At 72.6% G+C, this 19,118-nt stretch carries 11 protein-coding genes and 2 tRNA genes; 3 read left to right on the forward strand and 10 right to left on the reverse strand.

Annotated elements, in window-relative coordinates:
* Window positions 1-32 precede the first annotated feature (32 nt).
* Window positions 33-105 (reverse strand) — tRNA-Gly (locus H6X67_RS05030).
* 152 nt (window positions 106-257) lie between these two features.
* On the opposite strand from H6X67_RS05030, the gene H6X67_RS05035 reads away from it, so the two are divergent.
* Window positions 258-330 (forward strand) — tRNA-Val (locus tag H6X67_RS05035).
* Between the two features lie 76 nt (window positions 331-406).
* Here the strand turns inward: H6X67_RS05035 and H6X67_RS05040 are convergent.
* Window positions 407-1,783 (reverse strand): UTP--glucose-1-phosphate uridylyltransferase, encoded by a 1,377-nt coding sequence (locus tag H6X67_RS05040; protein ID WP_249367705.1) that lies wholly within the window; start codon window positions 1,781-1,783, stop codon window positions 407-409.
* Window positions 1,784-1,934: 151 nt separating this feature from the next.
* On the opposite strand from H6X67_RS05040, the gene H6X67_RS05045 reads away from it, so the two are divergent.
* Window positions 1,935-4,424, forward strand: a complete 2,490-nt coding sequence (locus H6X67_RS05045; protein WP_249367706.1) for a DUF2339 domain-containing protein — start codon at window positions 1,935-1,937, stop codon at window positions 4,422-4,424.
* A 25-nt stretch (window positions 4,425-4,449) separates the two neighbouring features.
* Here H6X67_RS05045 and uvrA read toward each other — a convergent pair whose 3' ends face one another.
* Window positions 4,450-7,296, reverse strand: a complete 2,847-nt coding sequence (gene uvrA, locus H6X67_RS05050) for an excinuclease ABC subunit UvrA (RefSeq protein ID WP_249367707.1) — start codon at window positions 7,294-7,296, stop codon at window positions 4,450-4,452.
* A 143-nt stretch (window positions 7,297-7,439) separates the two neighbouring features.
* Between uvrA and H6X67_RS05055 the strand changes: the two genes are divergently transcribed.
* A complete protein-coding gene (locus H6X67_RS05055) occupies window positions 7,440-7,724 on the forward strand; it encodes a YciI family protein (RefSeq protein ID WP_249367708.1) in 285 nt (94 codons plus the stop codon).
* Window positions 7,725-7,850: 126 nt separating this feature from the next.
* Here H6X67_RS05055 and H6X67_RS05060 read toward each other — a convergent pair whose 3' ends face one another.
* The 7 genes from H6X67_RS05060 to rpsA all read right to left on the reverse strand — a co-directional run bounded on the left by H6X67_RS05060 (window position 7,851) and on the right by rpsA (window position 19,034).
* A complete protein-coding gene (locus H6X67_RS05060; protein WP_249367714.1) occupies window positions 7,851-10,325 on the reverse strand; it encodes an HAD-IC family P-type ATPase in 2,475 nt (824 codons plus the stop codon).
* A 214-nt stretch (window positions 10,326-10,539) separates the two neighbouring features.
* The gene (locus H6X67_RS05065; RefSeq protein WP_249367709.1) at window positions 10,540-11,559 is read right to left on the reverse strand and encodes a TerC family protein; all 1,020 of its coding nucleotides are present in this window, start codon (window positions 11,557-11,559) and stop codon (window positions 10,540-10,542) included.
* A 303-nt stretch (window positions 11,560-11,862) separates the two neighbouring features.
* Window positions 11,863-13,959 carry an excinuclease ABC subunit UvrB gene (gene uvrB, locus H6X67_RS05070; protein WP_249368766.1) on the reverse strand — a complete coding sequence of 699 codons (2,097 nt, stop codon included), beginning with the start codon at window positions 13,957-13,959 and terminating at the stop codon, window positions 11,863-11,865.
* A 30-nt stretch (window positions 13,960-13,989) separates the two neighbouring features.
* Window positions 13,990-15,189 carry a dephospho-CoA kinase gene (gene coaE / locus H6X67_RS05075; RefSeq protein WP_249368765.1) on the reverse strand — a complete coding sequence of 400 codons (1,200 nt, stop codon included), beginning with the start codon at window positions 15,187-15,189 and terminating at the stop codon, window positions 13,990-13,992.
* A gap of 47 nt (window positions 15,190-15,236) precedes the next feature.
* Window positions 15,237-15,560 carry a DMT family transporter gene (locus H6X67_RS05080; protein WP_249368764.1) on the reverse strand — a complete coding sequence of 108 codons (324 nt, stop codon included), beginning with the start codon at window positions 15,558-15,560 and terminating at the stop codon, window positions 15,237-15,239.
* A 91-nt stretch (window positions 15,561-15,651) separates the two neighbouring features.
* Window positions 15,652-17,325 (reverse strand): hypothetical protein, encoded by a 1,674-nt coding sequence (locus H6X67_RS05085; RefSeq protein ID WP_249368763.1) that lies wholly within the window; start codon window positions 17,323-17,325, stop codon window positions 15,652-15,654.
* 254 nt (window positions 17,326-17,579) lie between these two features.
* Window positions 17,580-19,034, reverse strand: coding sequence for a 30S ribosomal protein S1 (gene rpsA, locus H6X67_RS05090; RefSeq protein WP_249368762.1), 1,455 nt, complete (start codon window positions 19,032-19,034; stop codon window positions 17,580-17,582).
* Window positions 19,035-19,118 lie beyond the last annotated feature (84 nt).

Consider the following 19,118-nt stretch of genomic DNA (forward strand, 5'->3'; position numbering starts at 1 on the left):
GGGGGCTGCTGGGAGAGCTCCCGGCTCCTCAGAGCGGATGACGGGACTCGAACCCGCGACCCTCACCTTGGCAAGGTGATGCTCTACCAACTGAGCCACATCCGCGTGGTGCCTTGAGCCGCTCCGAGGAGCCGCTCGCGACGGGTTGAACAGTAGCCCGGCGTCGGAAGACAGTGCAAATGACATGGCGGTGATCCACCTCACCGGCACCCTGTTTGCTCCACCAGCCCGCCTGCCGATAGCCTGGGCCGCGCACCGGGCGATTGGCTCAGGGGTTAGAGCGCCTCGTTCACACCGAGGAGGTCACTGGTTCGATTCCAGTATCGCCCACCGGACGCGCAAGGGCCCGGGACCGTGACGGTCCCGGGCCCTTGCGCTGCTCACGTGTGGCTGCGGGGCCGCCGCCTCACAGGCGGGTGCCGGAGGTGATGACGCCCGGGGCGCCCTCCTCCCCCACGACGGCGTCACCCGTGGCGACGACGTCGCTCTCGAAGGTCCAGTCACCGGTGACGCTGAGGGCGCGGGCGTCGCGGATCGAGGGCACCCCCTGGGCGAAGCGGGCCTCGAAGTCCGCGATCCTCTTGTAGTAGCGGGGGTCGAGGCTGACGGTGCAGGCCTCGTCGGGCACCATCTGCAGCAGGCCGTCCTCGTCGACCTCGTAGACGTCCGAGCGCACGAGCAGCAGGTCGTTGGTGGTCTTGACCGGTAGGAAGCGGCTTCGGGGGACCTCGACGGCGGTCGCGCCCTCGAATGCCTCGACGGCCGCCCCCATGGCCGTCTCCATCTGGATGACGGGGGTGGAGGAGGCGTCGGAGGGGTCGACGGTCTTCTCGTTCCTGATGAGGGGCAGGCCGAGGATGCCCTGGCGCTCGACGAGCGTGTCCCGCAGGACCTGCAGGTCGAACCACAGGTTGTTGGTGTGGAAGAAGGGGTGGCGGAACTGGTCGGTGAAGTAGCCCATCTGCTCGGGCGGTGTCTGGGCCGTGTCGCGCAGGATGATGCGGCCGTCGCTCTTGCGCACGGCCAGGTGGCCTCCCTTGACGTCCGCCGGGGTGCGTCGGCACATCTCGGGGGCGTAGGGGGCGCCCGAGGCGGCGAACCAGCCCGCGATGCGGGCCGAGGGTGCGGCACCGAGGTTGTCCGAGTTCGAGGTCATGGCGTAGCGGAAGCCGCGCTCGAGGAGGGCGTCGAGGACGCCGGAGGCGACGAGCGCCGTGTAGATGTCGCCGTGGCCCGGCGGGCACCACTCCAGTGACGGGTCCGCCTCCCACGTCACGGGGGTGAGGTCGTCGGCGCGCAGCTTGGGCTCGCGGTTCTGCAGGAAGTCCAGGGGCAGGCCCTCGACCTCGATGCCGGGGTGCTGTGCGAGGGCGTCGAGGGTGTCCTGGCGGGTGCGGAAGGAGTTCATGAAGATGAGCGGCAGCTCGACGCCGTACCTCGCGCGCGCCGCCATCACCTGGTAGACGAGCAGGTCGAGGAAGGTCTTGCCGTCGCGCACCGGGAGCAGGGACTTCGCCTGGTCCATCCCCATGGAGGTGCCCAGCCCTCCGTTGAGCTTGATGAGCACCGTGCGTGAGAGCGCCTCGCGAGCCTGCTCCTCGCTGACCTCGACGTCCTCGATGGAGTCGATCTCGGTCAGTGGCTCGATCGTCTCCTCGGGGATGAGGCCGGTCGCGCCCTTCTCGACGGAGCGGTAGTAGTGGGTGAAGACGTCGATGGCCTGCTCGGCGACGCCGCCGGCGCGCATCTTGTCCTGGGCAGCAGTGAGTCCGTTCTCGCTCATGGACGCAGGCTATCTCCCTGCCGGCGCCGCGTGCTGCGGGCTGCCCGGCGCTGCGCGCGCCCGACCAGCTGTCCACAGGGGTGCGCTCCCCTGGGCGCCCGGTGCCCCGGCGCATAGCCTGGGCCCGCAGACCCCCGAACGAAGGCTTCCCATGTCCCTCGAACCTGATGCCGCCGGCCCCCGGGCCCGTCGCGAGGAGCGGCCCATCGACCTGGCCGAGGTCCTGCGACGGCTCGACGTCATGGAGCGCAAGATCGACTGGATCGCGCGCCATGTGAGTCCCGACGAGGCACCAGCGGCCCAGGCGCCGAAGTCGCCCGTGGCACCGGTTCCCGCTCAGCCGACGGCGAGCGCCCCCTCCCAGCCCCGGTCGGCCTCAGACGATCCCGGCACCCCGCCGACGGCGGCCACCGGCTCCCAGCCCCGCCCGGTTGTCCCGGCGCGGCCCGTCACCCCAGCCCGCCCGGTCGTCCCAGCCCAGCCGGGGTGGTGGGACCAGGCGCGCTCCGAGGGCAACATCGGCCGCTACCTGCTGTCCGGCGCCGCCGCGCTGCTCGTGCTGCTCGCCGCCGTCACGCTCATCGCCCTCGTGTGGGACTCGATCCCGGACCCGGTCAAGATCCTCGTCCTGGGGGTCGTGAGCATCTGCCTGGTCGCCGGTGGTTCCCTGCTGGGCCGGAGCCGGCCGCGGCAGGCGGTCGCCGCGGCGACGCTCACGGGCACGGGCGGGGCACTGGGCTTCGTCACGGTCATCGGCGCCGTCCTGCTCGACACCGGCCTGGGGTCGCTGGGCGCCTTCGCACTCATGTCCCTGTGGGGCGTGGTCCTGCTGCTCGTGTCCCGGATGAGCGCGCAGGGCCTCACCTCCGTCATCTCGGCCCTCGGCGGGCTCGTCACCGTCGGCTTCTCGGCCTACCAGGTGCGCACCGGTGCGGCGCAGGCGGTCCAGACCTGGGCGATGGTCGCCCTTCTGCTCGTCGTCCTCGCCGTCACCTCCGCCGTCCTGCTGCGCACGCGCGGAGCGGACGCCGCCCTCGTGCGACCCGCGTCGCCCGTGGCTCTCGGCGCCGTCCTCATGGCGCCGCTGCCCGGACTCGTCTCATCCTCCGCCCTCCTCGTGCTGCTCCTCATGCTGGTGCCGGTGGCGGTGCTGTACGCGGAGGCGGTCGATGACGCCCTCGTCCCCAACCGGTGGCGGCTTCCCGCCGGCGCCGGTGTGGCCGCGGCGGGTGTCATGGCCCTCGTCGTGCACGGGCAGCTGCTGTCCGTGCCGGGGCCCGGTTGGCACTCGCAGCACGGCCCCACCATCGGGGGCGCCGGTGTCCTCGTGCTGCTGACCGCGGTCGCACTGGTGCTGTTGCTCCTGCGTCCCCTGCGCGAGGGCTGGCGGCGGCCGTCGGTCATCGCCCACCTCATGGTGGTGGCCGTCGCCAGCGGGATGACGGTGCTCACCGAGCCCGCCCTGTGCCTGCTCGCAGTGGTGGCGGTCGTCGTCGCTGCCCTGGCCGCGGTCGGTGAGTCCCTCGCCCTCGCCGTCGTGACCCCGACGGCCGTCATGCTCATGGCCGTTCTCCAGCAGTCTCTCTTGTCCTCCGCCGAGCGCCTCGGTCACCTCCTCGCCCTGCTCGTCGCGGTGGCTGCGGCGCCCCTGCTCGAGGCTCGGCTGGTGACGGTGCCGGTGAGGGTGCCCGCCTCGCCGCCGGCGGGCTGGGCCGTGCCGGCCACCCAGCCGGCCGCCGGGGCCTCTGAGGGCCTCGGCCCCCGCGCCGCGGCCCTGGCGCAGCGCCGCCACACGCTCCTGCTCGCGACGTGGGTCCTGGCCGGGGCCGTCGTCGGCGCGGTGCCCCTCATCATCTCCGGCTGGCTCGAGGGCCAGGCGGCGGCCTCGGTCCCGACGCTGCTGGCCGGAGGCGTGAGTGCCGGCCTCGTGCTCGCCGGCCTCTTCCAGCGCACCGTCACGCCTCTCGAGCTCGTCCGGGGCCGGGCGCTGGACCGGACCGTGCCCGTTCCACCCGCGCCGACGCCGCTGGCCTGGGCGGGGCTCACGCTCACGGGGCTGGTGGCCGTGTCCCAGCTGGCGACGACGACGCTGACGGACGGCGTCGTCCAGGACGCGGTGCACGTCGTCATGGCCCTGGGCCTGGCGGTGCTCGCGGTGAGGGTCATGCGCCCCTGGCTGCGCCAGACGGAGCCGCTCATGGCCAGCGCCGTGCTGCTGACCGCCGTCACCTGGGCATCCGTGCTCATCCTGGCGGGCACCGACGTGCAGAGCGTCCTCATGACGATCACGATCCTGGCCACGGGCTCGGTGTGCATCGTCCTGGGCTTCAGGGCACGGCTGACGATGCTGCGCCACTACGGCCTCGTGCTCGTGCTCGTCTCCGTGCTCAAGCTGGCGGTGCTCGACATCGGCGGCCAGAGCCCGCTCACGAGGGTCCTGGCCCTGCTGGCCGCCGGCCTGGTCTGCTTCGGCCTGTCCCTGGCCTACAACAAGGTGGCCAACGACGCCACTGAGGCCTCGCGGGCCTCCGGGCCGCAGCAGCCCCCCGCACCTCAGGCGCCGGCGGCGCCGTCGTCGCAGGTGCCCTCCTACGGCCTGCCTCCCGAGGAGCCGGGGCGCTGGCAGCCGCCACGGGCCTGAGCCCGGCCCGGGCTCAGGCCCGGGCTCAGGCCCGGGCCCGCTCGAGGAGCGGACGCAGGTAGCGTCCCGTGTAGGAGGCCTCGTCGTCGGCCACCGCCTCGGGCGTGCCCGTGGCGACGACGGTGCCCCCGCCCTTGCCGCCCTCGGGCCCCATGTCGATGACCCAGTCGGCGTTGGCGATGACGTCCAGGTTGTGCTCGATGACGACCACCGAGTTGCCCTTGTCGACCAGCCCCTGCAGGACGCCGAGGAGCTTGCGGATGTCCTCGAAGTGCAGGCCCGTCGTCGGCTCGTCCAGCACGTAGATCGTGCGGCCGGTCGAGCGGCGCTGGAGCTCGGTGGCGAGCTTGACGCGCTGGGCCTCGCCGCCCGACAGGGTCGTGGCCGCCTGGCCCAGGCGCACGTAGCCCAGCCCCACCTCCACGAGCGTGTTGAGGTGGCGGGCGATGATCGGCGTCGCCGCGAAGAACTCCGCCGCCTGGCGGATCGTCATGTCCAGGACGTCGGCGACCGTCTTGTCCTTGTAGCGGATCTCCAGGGTCTCGCGGTTGTAGCGCGCGCCGTCGCAGACCTCGCAGGGCACGTACACGTCCGGCAGGAAGCTCATCTCGATCTTGAGCGTGCCGTCGCCCTTGCAGGACTCGCAGCGTCCCCCCTTGACGTTGAAGGAGAAGCGGCCCGGACCGTAGCCACGGACCTTCGACTCGGGCACGGAGGCGAAGATCTTGCGGATGTGGTCCCACACGCCGGTGTAGGTCGCCGGGTTCGAGCGCGGTGTGCGCCCGATGGGCGACTGGTCCACGTGGACCACCTTGTCCAGGTGCTCCAGACCGCGCACGGTCTTGTGCCGTCCGGGCACGCCCCGGGCGTGGTTGAGGCGGTTGGCCAGCACCTGGTAGAGGATCGCGTTGACGAGCGAGGACTTGCCGGAGCCGGACACGCCCGTGACCGCTGTGAGCAGGCCCAGAGGGAAGGAGACCGTCACGTCCTTGAGGTTGTTCTCGCGGGCTCCCACGACTGTGAGCTCGCGGCCCCTCTCCGGGCGCCGGCGCTCGGCGGGCACCTCGATGCGGCGGCGGCCGGCGAGGTAGTCGCCGGTGACGGAGCCGTCGGTGGACAGCAGCCCGGTGACGGGTCCGGCGTAGACGACCTCTCCCCCCTTCTCCCCCGCGCCGGGGCCGATGTCGACGACGTAGTCGGCCGAGCGGATCGTGTCCTCGTCGTGCTCGACGACGATGAGGGTGTTGCCCAGGTCGCGCAGCTTCTCCAGGGTCTCGATCAGGCGCGTGTTGTCCCGCTGGTGCAGGCCGATGGAGGGCTCGTCCAGGACGTAGAGGACGCCGACGAGCCCGGAGCCGATCTGGGTGGCCAGGCGGATGCGCTGGGCCTCGCCGCCGGAGAGGGTGGCGGCGCCGCGCGAGAGGCTGAGGTAGTCCAGGCCGACGTCGACGAGGAAGCCGAGGCGGGCGCTGATCTCCGCCAGGACGCTGCGGGCGATCTGGGCGGTCTGACCGGTGAGCTCGAGGTCGTGGAGGAAGTCACGGGTGTCGCTCACGCTCATGTCGCACAGCTCGGCGATGGACCTGCCCCCCACGCGCACGGCCAGGACCTCGGGCTTGAGGCGGGTGCCGTGGCAGGTGGGGCAGGGGACCTCACGCATGTAGCCCTCGTAGCGCTCGCGTGAGAGGTCTGACTCGGTCTCGTCGTGCTTGCGCATGACGTAGTCGATGACGCCCTCGAAGCCGGTGGAGTAGGTGCGCTCGCGTCCCCAGCGGTTGCGGTAGCGGACCTTGACCTCGTAGTCCTTGCCGCGCAGGATCGCCTCCTTGGCGCGCTCGGGCAGGGCGCGCCACGGGGTGTCGACGTCGAAGGCGAGCTCGGCGCCCAGTGCCTGCAGGGTGCGGGTGAAGTACTTCTGGTGACCGGTCCAGGGGGCGATGGCGCCCTCGGCGAGGGTGAGCTCCTCGTCGGGGACGACGAGCTCGGGGTCGACCTCGAGGCGGCTGCCCAGGCCGGTGCAGGCGGGGCAGGCTCCGTAGGGGGCGTTGAAGGAGAAGGTGCGCGGCTCCATCTCGTCGAGCTGGAGGGGGTGCTCGTTGGGGCAGGCGCGCTTCTCGGAGTAGCGGTGGTAGCGGTCCGGGTCCTCCTCGCCCAGGTCCACCTTGTCGATGACGACGAGCCCGCCGGAAAGCTGCAGGGCGGTCTCGACGGAGTCGGTGAGGCGCTGGCGGATGCCGTCGCGCACGACGAGGCGGTCGACGACGACCTCGATGTCGTGCTTGATCTTCTTGTTGAGGGCGGGGACCTCGCCCAGGCGGTGGGTCTGGCCGTCCACGCGCACGCGTGAGAAGCCGCGTCCGGTGAGCTCCTCGAAGAGCTCGGTGTACTCGCCCTTGCGGCCGCGCACGACCGGCGCAAGGACCTGGAAGCGGGTGCCCTCGTCCATGGAGCGCACCCGGTCGACGATCTGCTGGGGGGTCTGGGAGGAGATGACGGCGTCGCACACAGGGCAGTGCTGGACCCCGGCGCGGGCGTAGAGCAGGCGCAGGTAGTCGTAGACCTCCGTGACGGTGCCGACGGTGGAGCGCGGGTTGCGGGAGGTGGACTTCTGGTCGATGGAGACGGCCGGGGACAGGCCCTCGATGAAGTCGACGTCCGGCTTGTCCATCTGGCCGAGGAACTGGCGGGCGTAGGAGGACAGGGACTCGACGTAGCGGCGCTGGCCCTCGGCGAAGACCGTGTCGAAGGCGAGGGAGGACTTGCCCGAGCCGGACAGTCCCGTGAAGACGATCATCTTGTCACGGGGCAGGTCGAGGCTCACGCCCTTGAGGTTGTGCTCGCGGGCGCCACGAATGATGAGGGAGTCGTTCACGGGCCCAAGTCTAGGGAGGCTCCGACGGCGGTGGAACACGTGTTCGACTGGAGCCCACGAGGCCTTGGCCACGTCCGGGTCCCTCCGCGCCTGCCGTCCCCGGACCCCTGCCGTGGCGGGCGGCAGGGCTCTAGGGTGTGACCATGAGCAAGATCTTCGCCGTCGAGTACCACTACGTCACTGACCAGGACGAGGCCATGGCCGAGGTCCGTCCCTCCCACCGGGCCTTCAACGCCTCCCTGGCCGAGCGGGACCTCCTGCTGGCGGCCGGCCCCTACGTGGGCACCCACGACGCCCTCATCATCGTGCGCGCCGAGGACGAGGCCGGCGCGCTGGCCCTGCTCGAGGAGGACCCCTTCCAGCAGGCCGGCTACGTCACCGAGCGGGTCGTGCGCGAGTACAACCCGGTCATCGGGGTCCTCAAGTAGTCCCCACGTCACACGGCCCCGGGCCCTGCCGCCGACCACGGTGGCGGGGCCCTTGCGCACCCGGCGTGGCGGGGAGGACCGTGGTCACTGTGGAGCCCGGTGGGCCGTGCTCCTGCCGGGCCGTGCTCAGGCCCGCTTCCGGCCCCGGTTCGCCCGGTCGCTCAGCGCGAGCACCCACCGGGCCACGGCCAGCACCTGGATGCCGGCCACCGCTGCCCCGCCGCCGACGGCGATGACGCTCCACGTGCCCCAGGTGGGCCACTGAAGCAGGAAGAACTCGCGCACCGGCGCGATGAGGACCCCGAGCACCGCCAGGGAGCCCATGAGGACGATGAGGCCGAGGCGCCAGCCCAGCAGCGGCCGGGCGGTGAGCGTGAGCAGCCACAGGCCCGAGACCACGAGCACGAGGGTCGCCGCCGTCGTCACCTGCCCCTCGGGGGCATGGGCCAGCACGAGCCACTGGTGGGTGAGCAGGGTCACTGTGCCGGCCACGAGGCCCGCCGGCACCGCCAGGGCGAGCACGCGCCCCAGGAACCCGGAGCGGTAGCGCTGGGAGTTCGGGGCCAGGGCGAGCACGAAGGCCGGGATGCCGATGGTGAGGGAGGAGACGATGGTGAGCTGGCGCGGCAGGAAGGGGTAGGAGATCGCGGTGATGGCGACGACCACCGCGATGAGGCTCGCGTAGACGGTCTTGGCCAGGAAGAGCGAGGCGATGCGCTCGGTGTTGGCCATGACGCGGCGCCCCTCAGCCACCACCCCCGGCAGGGCGGAGAACTCGCCGCTGAGCAGCACCATGCGGGCCACGGCCTTGGTGGCGGGCGCGCCGTTGCCCATGGCGATGCCCAGGTCCGCCTCCTTCAGGGCCAGGGCGTCGTTGACGCCGTCGCCGGTCATGGCGACCGTGCGCCCACGGTGGTGCAGGGCCTGGACGACGGCCTTCTTCTGCTCGGGCGTCACCCGGCCCAGGACCTGCGCCCTGTCCAGGGCCGTCGCCAGGCGCTCGAGGTCGTCCGGGTCGCCGACCTCGGTGGGCAGCTCCCGGGCGTCCAGGGCGACGGGCGCGCCGCCGTCGGGTGCCCGCACGCCGGCGGCGCGGGCCACGGCGGCGACGGTGACGGGGTTGTCGCCGCTGATGACCTTGACCTCGACGCCCTGCTCGGCGAAGTAGCCCAGGGTCTGCTCGGCGTCGGGGCGGACCTCCTCACGCAGCAGGACGAGACCGGCCGCCCCACGGCCCCCGGGCAGGGCGGCGTCGCCGTCGGGACCGGTGCCGAAGGGCTGGGACGCCCGGACCAGGGCGACGACGCGCGTGCCCTCACCGGCCAGCTCGCGTGAGCGCCCCAGCAGGCCGTGGGGGTCGTCAGCGCCGTCGAGGACGATCTCGGGGGCGCCGAGCACCCAGGACTCGCCGTCGAGCACGACGCCGGACCACTTGCGGCGCGAGGAGAAGGCGACCGCCGAGTGGGTGCGCGAGGCCACCGCCCGCACCCCCTCGACGAGCCGGCCGTCGGTGCCGGAGCCGATGGGCCGTCCGGTCAGGCCCTCGAGGACGGCCTCGGCGGTGGCGTTGGGGTCCGTGGTGCCCGTCAGCGCGAGCAGGGGCTCGCGCAGGGACTCGGTGGCACCACCGGCGCCGTCGGGCCCCAGGACGTCGTGCAGCGTGATGCGGCCCGTGGTGAGCGTGCCGGTCTTGTCCAGGCACAGCGTGTCGACGCGGGCCAGGACCTCGACGGCCGGCAGCTCCTGGACGAGGACCTGGCGGCGGGCGAGCTTGAGCGAGGCCGTGGCGAAGTTGACGCTGGTGAGCAGGACGAGGCCCTGCGGGACCATGCCGACGACGCTGGCGACCCCCGCCACGAGCGCGGTCCTCCAGTGGCCGTCGGCCAGGGCGGCGGCGGTACCGCCGTCGGCCAGCCTCAGCTGGGACCAGAAGACGAGCAGGCCGACGGGCACAATGACCCAGGAGATCCACCGCAGGATCCGGTTCGTGCCGGCCTGCAGCTCGGAGGTCACGAGGCTGTAGCGCCTGGCCTCGGTGGCCAGGCGGTTGGCGTAGGCGTCGGCCCCGACGGCGGTGGTGCGCACGAGCGCCGTGCCGGCGGTGACGGTGGTGCCCGACAGCACCCGGTCCCCCGGGGCGGGGCGCACGGGGTCCGACTCCCCGGTGAGGATCGACTCGTCGACCTCGAGGCCGTCCGCGTCCAGGACGAGGGCGTCGGCGGGGACCTGCTCCCCGCTGCGCAGGCGCAGGACGTCGTCGAGGACGACGTCGGCGGGGTCGATGTCGTCCTCGTGCCCGTCGCGGATGGCGTGGGCGACGGGGGCGTCGAGGAGGCTGAGGCGGTCGAGCGCGCGCTTGGCCCTGACCTCCGCCAGGGTGCCGGTGGCCGTGTTGATGACGAGGACGAAGCCGAACAGGGCGTCGGCCCAGTGCCCGAGGACGAGGGTGAGGACGAGGGCGACGACGATGATCGCGTTGAAGATCGTGAAGACGTTGCCGCGCAGGATCTGGGAGGCCGAGCGTGAGGTCCGCACCCGGAAGGCGTTGGTGCGCCCCTGCCTCACCCGTGCGGTGACCTCGGCGGCGCTCAGGCCGCTCAGGCCGGTGGCGCTGGGGGCGCCCGTGGGCTCACCGCGGCGACGGGCGCGCCTGGTGCTGCGCCGGGCCCGCCTGTCCTGGCTCTCGCGCGTCACGCGCGCCCCGGTGCGGGCGGCGATGGCGCGTGCGCGCCTGCGCCTGGTGCCCTTGGCGGCACGCCTGCGTCTGCGCTCGCTGTGGCTCACCGCTCACCTCCTCGTGCCCGGCCGGCCCTGCTCAGGCCCGGGCGGCCCGGCTCGTCCCACCGTCGGTGCGCGAGCGCTTGCGGGAGCCGATGACCGAGGCGACGACGGTGATGAGGACGACGACGACGATGAGGCCCAGGGAGACGGCGGTGGTGGGCTCGGGGACGACCTCCCAGTGCTCGCCGCCGTTGATGAAGGGCACCTCGTTGGTGTGCAGGGCGTGGTTGACGAGCTTGAAGCCGATGAAGCCGAGGATCGCGGCCAGGCCGTAGTGCAGGTAGATGAGGCGGTCGAGCAGGCCGTCGATGAGGAAGTAGAGCTGGCGCAGGCCCAGCAGGGAGAAGGCGTTGGCCGCGAAGACGAGGTAGGGCTCGGAGGTGAGTGAGTAGATCGCGGGGATGGAGTCGACGGCGAACATCACGTCCGTGGTGCCCACGGCGATGATGCACAGCAGCAGGGGGGTGATCATCGTGCGCCCAGCGTGGCGGTGGACGAGCTTGCCACCCACGAAGCCGTCGGTCATCGGGATGACGCGGGCGATGAGCTTGACGAAGCCCGTGGGCCTCCACTCCTCGTCCTCGGCGCTCTCCTCCTCGACCCCCTGGCGGGCCTGGGAGACGGCCGTCCACAGCAGGTAGGCGCCGAAGATGTAGAAGATCCAGGAGAAGTTCTCGATGAGGGCGGCGCCGGCGAGGATGAAGACCAGGCGCAGGACCAGGGCGATGACGATGCCCGCGAGCAGGACCTCCTGCTGGTACTTCCGGGGGACCCGGAAGGAGGCGATCATGATGACGAAGACGAAGAGGTTGTCCACGCTCAACGACTTCTCGGTGATGTAGCCGGCGAAGTACTGCTGGCCGTACTCACTGCCCCACACGCCCCACACGATGAGGCCGAAGACGACGGCCATGGCGATGTAGGCGATGGACCACCAGGCGGCCTCCTTCATGGAGGGCTCGTGAGGGGTCTTGACGTGACCGACGATGTCGACGCCGATCATGACGATGATGATGGCGGCCAGGGCCAGCCATCCGAGGACGTGGACCTCCACGTGGTGCTCCTCCGGTACAGGGGTGGTACCGGAGGTCTCCTCCCGCCTCCCCGCCCGCGTGAGGCGCTGGGTGCGGCCTGCGGCGCCGGGGGCCGTCACGGGCCGTGGCCCGCTGCCGGTCCGCCGTGATGACGACGCCGCCGTTGGTGGGAGTACTCCCCTCCGAATCGACAGGGCGAGTCTATAGGCCCTCAGTCCCCCGCAGGCGACCTGCCGCCCGTGGGCGGGCTGTGCGCTTGCGCACCCGCCGGACCCGCCCGGCCCCGTCGGACTTGCCGCCCCCCGTCCGACCCGCCCGGCCCGTCAGGAGGCGGCGCGCATGTCGCGCAGCTCCTTCTTCAGGTCCTGGATCTCGTCACGCAGGCGGGCGGCGAGCTCGAAGCTGAGGTCCTCGGCCGCTTGGTGCATCTGCCGGCTCAGCTCGTCGATGAGGCCCACCAGGTCCTCCTCGGCCGCCCCGGCGAGCCTCTCGCGCACGGTCGCCTCGGCCGCCCTCCTGCGGCGGGCGGTCACGGCCGTGGCCTCGTGCCCGCGGTAGCCGCCGGCCAGGAGCTCCTCGGTGTCGACGTCCTCACGGGCGAGCATGTCGGTGACGTCCGCGATCCTCTTGCGCAGGGGCTGGGGGTCGATGCCGTGCTCGGTGTTGTAGGCGATCTGCTTGGTGCGGCGGCGCTCGGTCTCCTCGATGGCCTCGCGCATCGCGGGGGTCACCTTGTCCGCGTACATGTGGACCTCGCCGGAGACGTTGCGGGCCGCGCGCCCGATGGTCTGGATGAGGGAGGTGGTCGAGCGCAGGAAGCCCTCCTTGTCCGCGTCGAGGATCGCCACGAGGGAGACCTCGGGCAGGTCCAGGCCCTCGCGCAGGAGGTTGATGCCCACGAGCACGTCGAACTGCCCCAGCCGCAGCTCGCGCAGGAGCTCGACGCGGCGCAGGGTGTCGACGTCGGAGTGCAGGTACTCCACCCGCACGCCCCGGTCCGCGAGGTAGGTGGTCAGGTCCTCCGCCATGCGCTTGGTCAGGGTGGTGACCAGGACGCGCTCGTCCTTGTCGGTGCGGGTGCGGATCTCCTCGAAGAGGTCGTCGATCTGCCCCTCGGTGGGCTTGACGACGACCCTGGGGTCGACCAGGCCCGTGGGGCGGATGATCTGCTCGACGACGCCGTCGGAGCGCTCCATCTCGTAGGCACCGGGCGTGGCGGACAGGTAGACGGTCTGGCCCACGCGGTCCTCGAACTCGGCGAAGGTCAGCGGCCGGTTGTCGAGGGCGGAGGGCAGGCGGAAGCCGTGCTCGACGAGGACGCGCTTGCGCGAGGCGTCGCCCTCGTACATGGCCCCCACCTGCGGGACGGTCACGTGCGACTCGTCGATGACGAGGAGGAAGTCCTCGGGGAAGTAGTCCAGGAGCGTGTTGGGGGGAGTGCCGGGGCTGCGCCCGTCCATGTGCATGGAGTAGTTCTCGACACCGCTGCAGCTGCCGATCTGCTGAAGCATCTCGAGGTCGTAGGTGGTGCGCATGCGCAGGCGCTGGGCCTCCAGGAGCCGGCCGTCGCGCTCGAGGACCGCCAGCCGCTCGGCCAGCTCGGCCTCGATTCCCTCGATGGCCTTGGCGAGCCTCTCGGGGCCGGCGACGTAGTGGGAGGCGGGGAAGACGTAGACCTGGTCGGTGGTGGCGATGACGTCCCCGGTGACCGGGTGCAGGGTGGACAGGGACTCGATCTCGTCGCCGAAGAGCTCGATGCGGATCGCCAGCTCCTCGTACATGGGGATGATCTCGACGGTGTCCCCGCGCACGCGGAAGGTGCCGCGCGTGAAGTCGGTGTCGTTGCGCGTGTACTGCATGGTGACGAAGCGCCGCAAGAGCTCGTCGCGGTCGATCTCCTCCCCCACGGACAGGGGGGTCATCCGGTCGACGTACTCCTGGGGCGTGCCCAGGCCGTAGATGCAGGACACGGAGGACACGACGACGACGTCGCGGCGGGTGAGCAGCGAGTTCGTCGCGGAGTGGCGCAGGCGCTCGACCTCGTCGTTGATGGAGGAGTCCTTCTCGATGAAGGTGTCCGTCTGCGGCACGTAGGCCTCGGGCTGGTAGTAGTCGTAGTAGGAGACGAAGTACTCGACCGCGTTGTGGGGCAGGAGCTCGCGGAACTCGGCCGCCATCTGGGCGGCGAGGGTCTTGTTGGGCTCGAGGATGAGGGCGGGGCGCTGGACCTGCTCGATGAGCCAGGCGGTGGTGGCGGACTTGCCCGTGCCGGTGGCGCCCAGCAGGACGACGTCCTTCTCGCCGGCGCCCAGGCGCTCGGTGAGCTCGGCGATGGCGGTGGGCTGGTCACCGCTGGGAGTGTACCGGCTGATGACCTCGAAGGGCTTGTCGGCGCGGCGCAGGTCGGTGACGGGTCGCATGAGCCCAGGCTACGCGGTGGCCGGGCGGGCTCAGGCCAGCGCGGGCAGGACCCGGTGCTCCCAGAGCCAGGCGACGCCGTCGGCGAGGTCCTCCACGGTGCCGTCGTTGACCAGGACGACATCGGCCAGCGCGCGCCGCTGCGCGTCGGTGGCCTGGGCCCGCACGCGCGCCTCGGCCTGGGCCGGTGGCAGCCCGCGCCGCTCGAGCCTGGCCAGGCGCTGGGCCATCGGGGTCTCGACGACGACGACGAGGTCGAAGAGGTCCGCCATGCCCGCCTCGGTCAGCAGCGGGACGTCGTAGACGCCCACGTGGCCGGGGCCGGCGGCCTCGAGCCGCTCGGCGGCGGTCTGGGCGATCCAGGGCAGGGTGATCGACTCCAGGGCGGCGCGCGCCCGAGGGTCGTCGAAGACCCGTGCGGCCAGGGCCGGGCGGTTGACCGCGCCGTCCGCGTCGAGGACGGCGTCGCCGAAGATCGCGCGCAGCCGCTCGAGCCCGGTGGAGCCGGGAGCCAGGGCCTCGCGGGCCAGCGCGTCGGCGTCGACCACGTGGGCGCCGCGCTGGGCGAGCAGGCGCGCGACGGTGGACTTGCCGGAGCCGATCCCGCCGGTCAGGCCCACGCGCAGGGTGCGCACGGGGCGCGGGACCCGGATCCTGCCGTGGCCCTCGCACCAGGCGCGGTGGCGGCGGACCTGGTCGATGAGCTCGACGAGGAGCCGTGCCAGGGCCCCCTGCTCCCGGGCCGTGGCGGGCGCTGCGGTGGCGGGCAGGAGCAGCAGCCCGGTGAGGGTGCCGTCCAGGCCCTGCTCCCGGCAGGCGGCCAGGCAGGCCCCCAGGACGGCCGCGCTCAGGGGGTGGGCGCCGTCGACAGCCTCGGCGGCGGCGCCGTGGGCGCGCAGCCGCCCGGCGAGCGGGCCCGCCGGCCACGTGGCCTCCAGGGGGTCCCCGCCCTCGGGTCGGGCCGTGGCCACCAGGTGCAGGCCGGCGGCCTGGGTGCCGGTGGCCAGGTGCAGGACGACGTCGGGGTGCAGGTCCTTCACGAGCGCGGTGGCCCGGGTGCCGGCGGCCTCGGGGCCGTGGGGAAGGACCGCGCGCTCCAGGCGCAGCAGGCCCGCCCCGGCCAGGCGGATCCTCTCCGGCACCAGGCCCACGAGGTCCCAGCCGCCGGCTGCGGTGGCGCTGGGCGCGCAGGCGGTGACGAGGGCGGTGAGGGCGTGGTCGGCGCCGTTCATGTCCTCGAGGGTATCGAGGCCGCTGCCGCGTGGGTATCCCACCGGCCTCAGTGCTCTCCGCTGACCACCTTGAGGCCGACGACGCAGCCGATGAGCCCGGCCAGGAGGAGGACCTTGATGACGGAGGCGGACTCCGCGCCCGTGACCATGGCGTAGGTGACGGTGGTCGCCGCGCCGATGGCCGTCCAGACGGCGTAGCCGGTGCCGACCGGGACCTCCCGCAGGGCGTAGGCGAGCCCTCCCATGGAGATGACGCAGGAGACGGCGAAGACGAGGGTGGGCACCAGGCGGGTGAAGCACTCGGAGCGGTCCATGGCGGTGGCCCACACGGCCTCGAGGAATCCGGAGAGGATGAGAACGGTCCAGGACATGACGGTCCCTCTCGCTCAGGTGGGGCCGTCCCCAACGGTGGTACCGGCACCGGGTCGTCCCGGGCGAGGCGAGGCTACCAGAGCCCCGGGCTCACGGCTGGGTGGGGCCGGCGACCGGTCCTGCCAGGCTCGCGGCCACGGCCTCCAGCCGGGCGCTGAGACCCGTGTCCGGCTCGCGGCTGCGCACCAGCTGGGCTCGGGCGCGGGACAGGGCCTCCTGGGCGGCGTCGGAGGCGGCCTCGGCCGGCTCGTCGGTGAGCAGCCGCGTCAGGTGCTCGGCGATGAGCGTCATGGCGCGCGCCCCGGTGGCGGCGCTGCCGATCGCGTCGGCCAGGACGGTCAGGCGCTCGCGGGTGCGTGGCACGCCCCAGGAGCGCACGAGCCCGGCCGCCTGCTCCCAGGCGCGCTCCGAGCGGGCCGTGGACCCGCAGTCCCGGGCGGCATCCGCGCCGATGGCCGTGGAGGCCAGGGCGAGCTCCATCCATCCCTGCGAGAGGCACAGCTCGGTGGTGCCCTCGCACTCGCGGGCGGCGCGCTCGCCCGCACCGAGCAGGACGAGCAGGCGGGCGAAGGCCAGGCGCAGCTCGACGACGGTCTCGAGCTGGGACTCGTCGACGACGAGGGCCAGTGACTGGCTGACCTCCTCCGCCGTCGTCATCGCCTGCTCACGCACGCTGTCCACGCCGTAACCGGAGGCGGTGACCAGCACCTCCCGGGTACGGGCCAGCAGGCGCGCCTGGTTGGCCAGGACCCGCCGGTCGGCCACGGCGGCGGTGACGGTGCCGTAGGCGCGCGGACCGAGCGCCCCGGCCGTGGCGGACAGCCGGCGCTCCACCCGCGAGCCCACGCCCGTGCTGCCGTTGCGCATGTCGAAGGAGGCGGCCAGGGCCCGTGCGAAGGCGGTGACGTCCTCGTGGGCGTGGCCGAGGGTGTCCCAGGAGGAGACCTTGAGCTGCTGCCCGGCCCCCGCCAGGAGGATGTCGACGCCCAGGGCCTGCGCCCCGTGGCCGTGGCGCACCGCCTCGGCGAGCAGCTGGCCGGTGCCGACGGCCTGTTGCAGGACGGACCAGGGGGTGGCCGCCGCCGGCTCGGGCGGGGCGGCGTGGCGCAGGAGCGCCAGGCCCCGCTGCCACTGACCGGACAGGGCGAGGTAGCCGGTGACGTCTCCTCGCACGCGCGCCGCCAGGACGCCGGGAACGTCGGAGAGCGTCAGGCGCATGAGGGCGTCCTCGGCCTCGACGCGCTGGCCCTGGGCGAGGTGGGCGAGCAGGACGCCGGACAGGAGCAGGGGGTCCTGGGCGGCGGGCCCGGAGACGGCGGCGGCGGTGCGCACCGCCCCGGTGTCGTCGTCGTGGAGGCGGGCGGTGGCCAGGGCGGCGTGGATGTCGGGGGCGCCGAAGGTGTCCAGGCGTGCCGAGCGCAGGGCGGGCACGGCCTCCTCGGGGGTGCCGAGCGGCCCGCAGAGCTCGACGGCGGCGTAACGCAGGGGCAGGAGCGAGGTGCCGGTGAGCGTGCGCCAGGCCCGGCAGGCGGCGGTGGCCGCCTCGATGGCGTCCAGCGGGTGGGCGGGGTCCTCACCGAGGGTGACGAGCCAGCGCCGGTCCACCTCGGCCACCGCGCCGGCGACGGCGGCCGCCTCCTCGGGTGAGGGCTCGTCGTCGGGGGTGTGGGAGACGAGCAGGTCGAGCAGCCGGGAGGCGGTCCGGGGCCCGCGGGGGTCGCCGGCCGTGTCCAGGGCCTCGGGCACGCTGCTCCAGCGGGTCATCGTCTGCCTCTCGTCCGGGGTCCTCGGGTGGCCGGCTCGGTCCTCCCGGCACAGCCTCGCACGTGGTGCGGTGGCGCGCGACGGGGACTGCGGCCCCGGCCGGGCAGGGACCGCTCCTCACGCCGGGCGCAGGGCCGTCCCCGCGCCTGGACACGGGGACGGGCACGGCGTCGCCCCGACCACCGGGGTGGTCGGGGCGACGCCGAGGTGATGCTGTCAGCCTCCGGGCTCGGGCGCCCGGCTGCTCAGCGTTCTCAGTTGCCGGTCAGCTTCTCGCGCAGAGCGGCCAGCGCCTCGTCGGAGGCGAGGGTGCCGGCGGACTCGGTCGAGGTGGAGGAGTACGAGGTGGCGCCGGCCGGGGCGGTGGCGTCGCCCGTCTCGGTGTCCTCCTCGAGAGCCTTGGCGACCTGGGCCTTGTGGGCCTCCCACCGGGCGTGGGCGGCGGCGTACTCCGCCTCCCAGGCCTCGCGCTGGGCGTCGTAGCCCTCGAGCCACTCGTTGGTCTCCGGGTCGAAGCCCTCGGGGTACTTGTAGTTGCCGTTCTCGTCGTACTCGGCGGCCATGCCGTACAGCGACGGGTCGAAGTCCTCGGAGGCGGGGTCGACGCCCTCGTTGGCCTGCTTGAGGGACAGCGAGATGCGGCGGCGCTCGAGGTCGATGTCGATGACCTTGACGAAGACCTCGTCACCGACCTTGGCGACCTGCTCGGGCACCTCGACGTGGCGCTGGGCCAGCTCGGAGATGTGGACCAGGCCCTCGATGCCGTCCTCGACGCGGACGAAGGCGCCGAAGGGGACGAGCTTGGTGACCTTGCCGGGGACGACCTGGCCGATGGCGTGCGTGCGGGCGAAGGCCTGCCACGGGTCCTCCTGCGTCGCCTTGAGCGACAGGGAGACGCGCTCGCGGTCGAAGTCGACGTCGAGGACCTCGACGGTGACCTCGTTGCCGACCTCGACGACCTCGGACGGGTGGTCGATGTGCTTCCAGGACAGCTCGGAGACGTGGACGAGGCCGTCGACGCCGCCGAGGTCCACGAAGGCACCGAAGTTGACGATGGAGGAGACCACACCGGTGCGGACCTGACCCTTCTGCAGGGTCTGGAGGAAGTTCGTGCGGACCTCGGACTGGGTCTGCTCGAGGTAGGCGCGGCGGGAGAGGACCACGTTGTTGCGGTTCTTGTCCAGCTCGATGATCTTCGCCTCGAGCTCGCGGCCGACGTAAGGCTGCAGGTCGCGCACGCGGCGCATCTCGACGAGGGAGGCGGGCAGGAAGCCGCGCAGGCCGATGTCGAGGATGAGACCGCCCTTGACGACCTCGATGACGGTGCCGGTGACGACGCCGTCCTCCTCCTTGACGCGCTCGATGGTGCCCCAGGCGCGCTCGTACTGGGCGCGCTTCTTGCTCAGGAGCAGACGGCCCTCCTTGTCCTCCTTCTGGAGGACAAGGGCCTCGATCTCGTCGCCGACGGAGACGATCTCGTCGGGGTCGACGTCGTGCTTGATGGACAGCTCACGAGCGAGGATCACGCCCTCGGTCTTGTAGCCGATGTCGAGGAGGACCTCGTCGTGGTCGACCTTGACGACAGTGCCCTCGACGATGTCGCCGTCGTCGAAGTACTTGATGGTCTCGTCGACGGCGGCGAGGATCTCCTCGGTCGAGCCGAGGTCGTTGACGGCGACCGGGGCGGGGCTGGGCGTGTTGGTGGTCATTGAGTGGTTGCTCCGAATGCGGACAGATGGGTCGGGTGGTCAGGTACCGCGCGTCCCCCGTCGCCTCGGGCCAGCCCGGACTGG

This window comes from Actinomyces sp. AC-20-1 (assembly GCF_023369555.1).
Classification (GTDB): domain Bacteria; phylum Actinomycetota; class Actinomycetes; order Actinomycetales; family Actinomycetaceae; genus Actinomyces.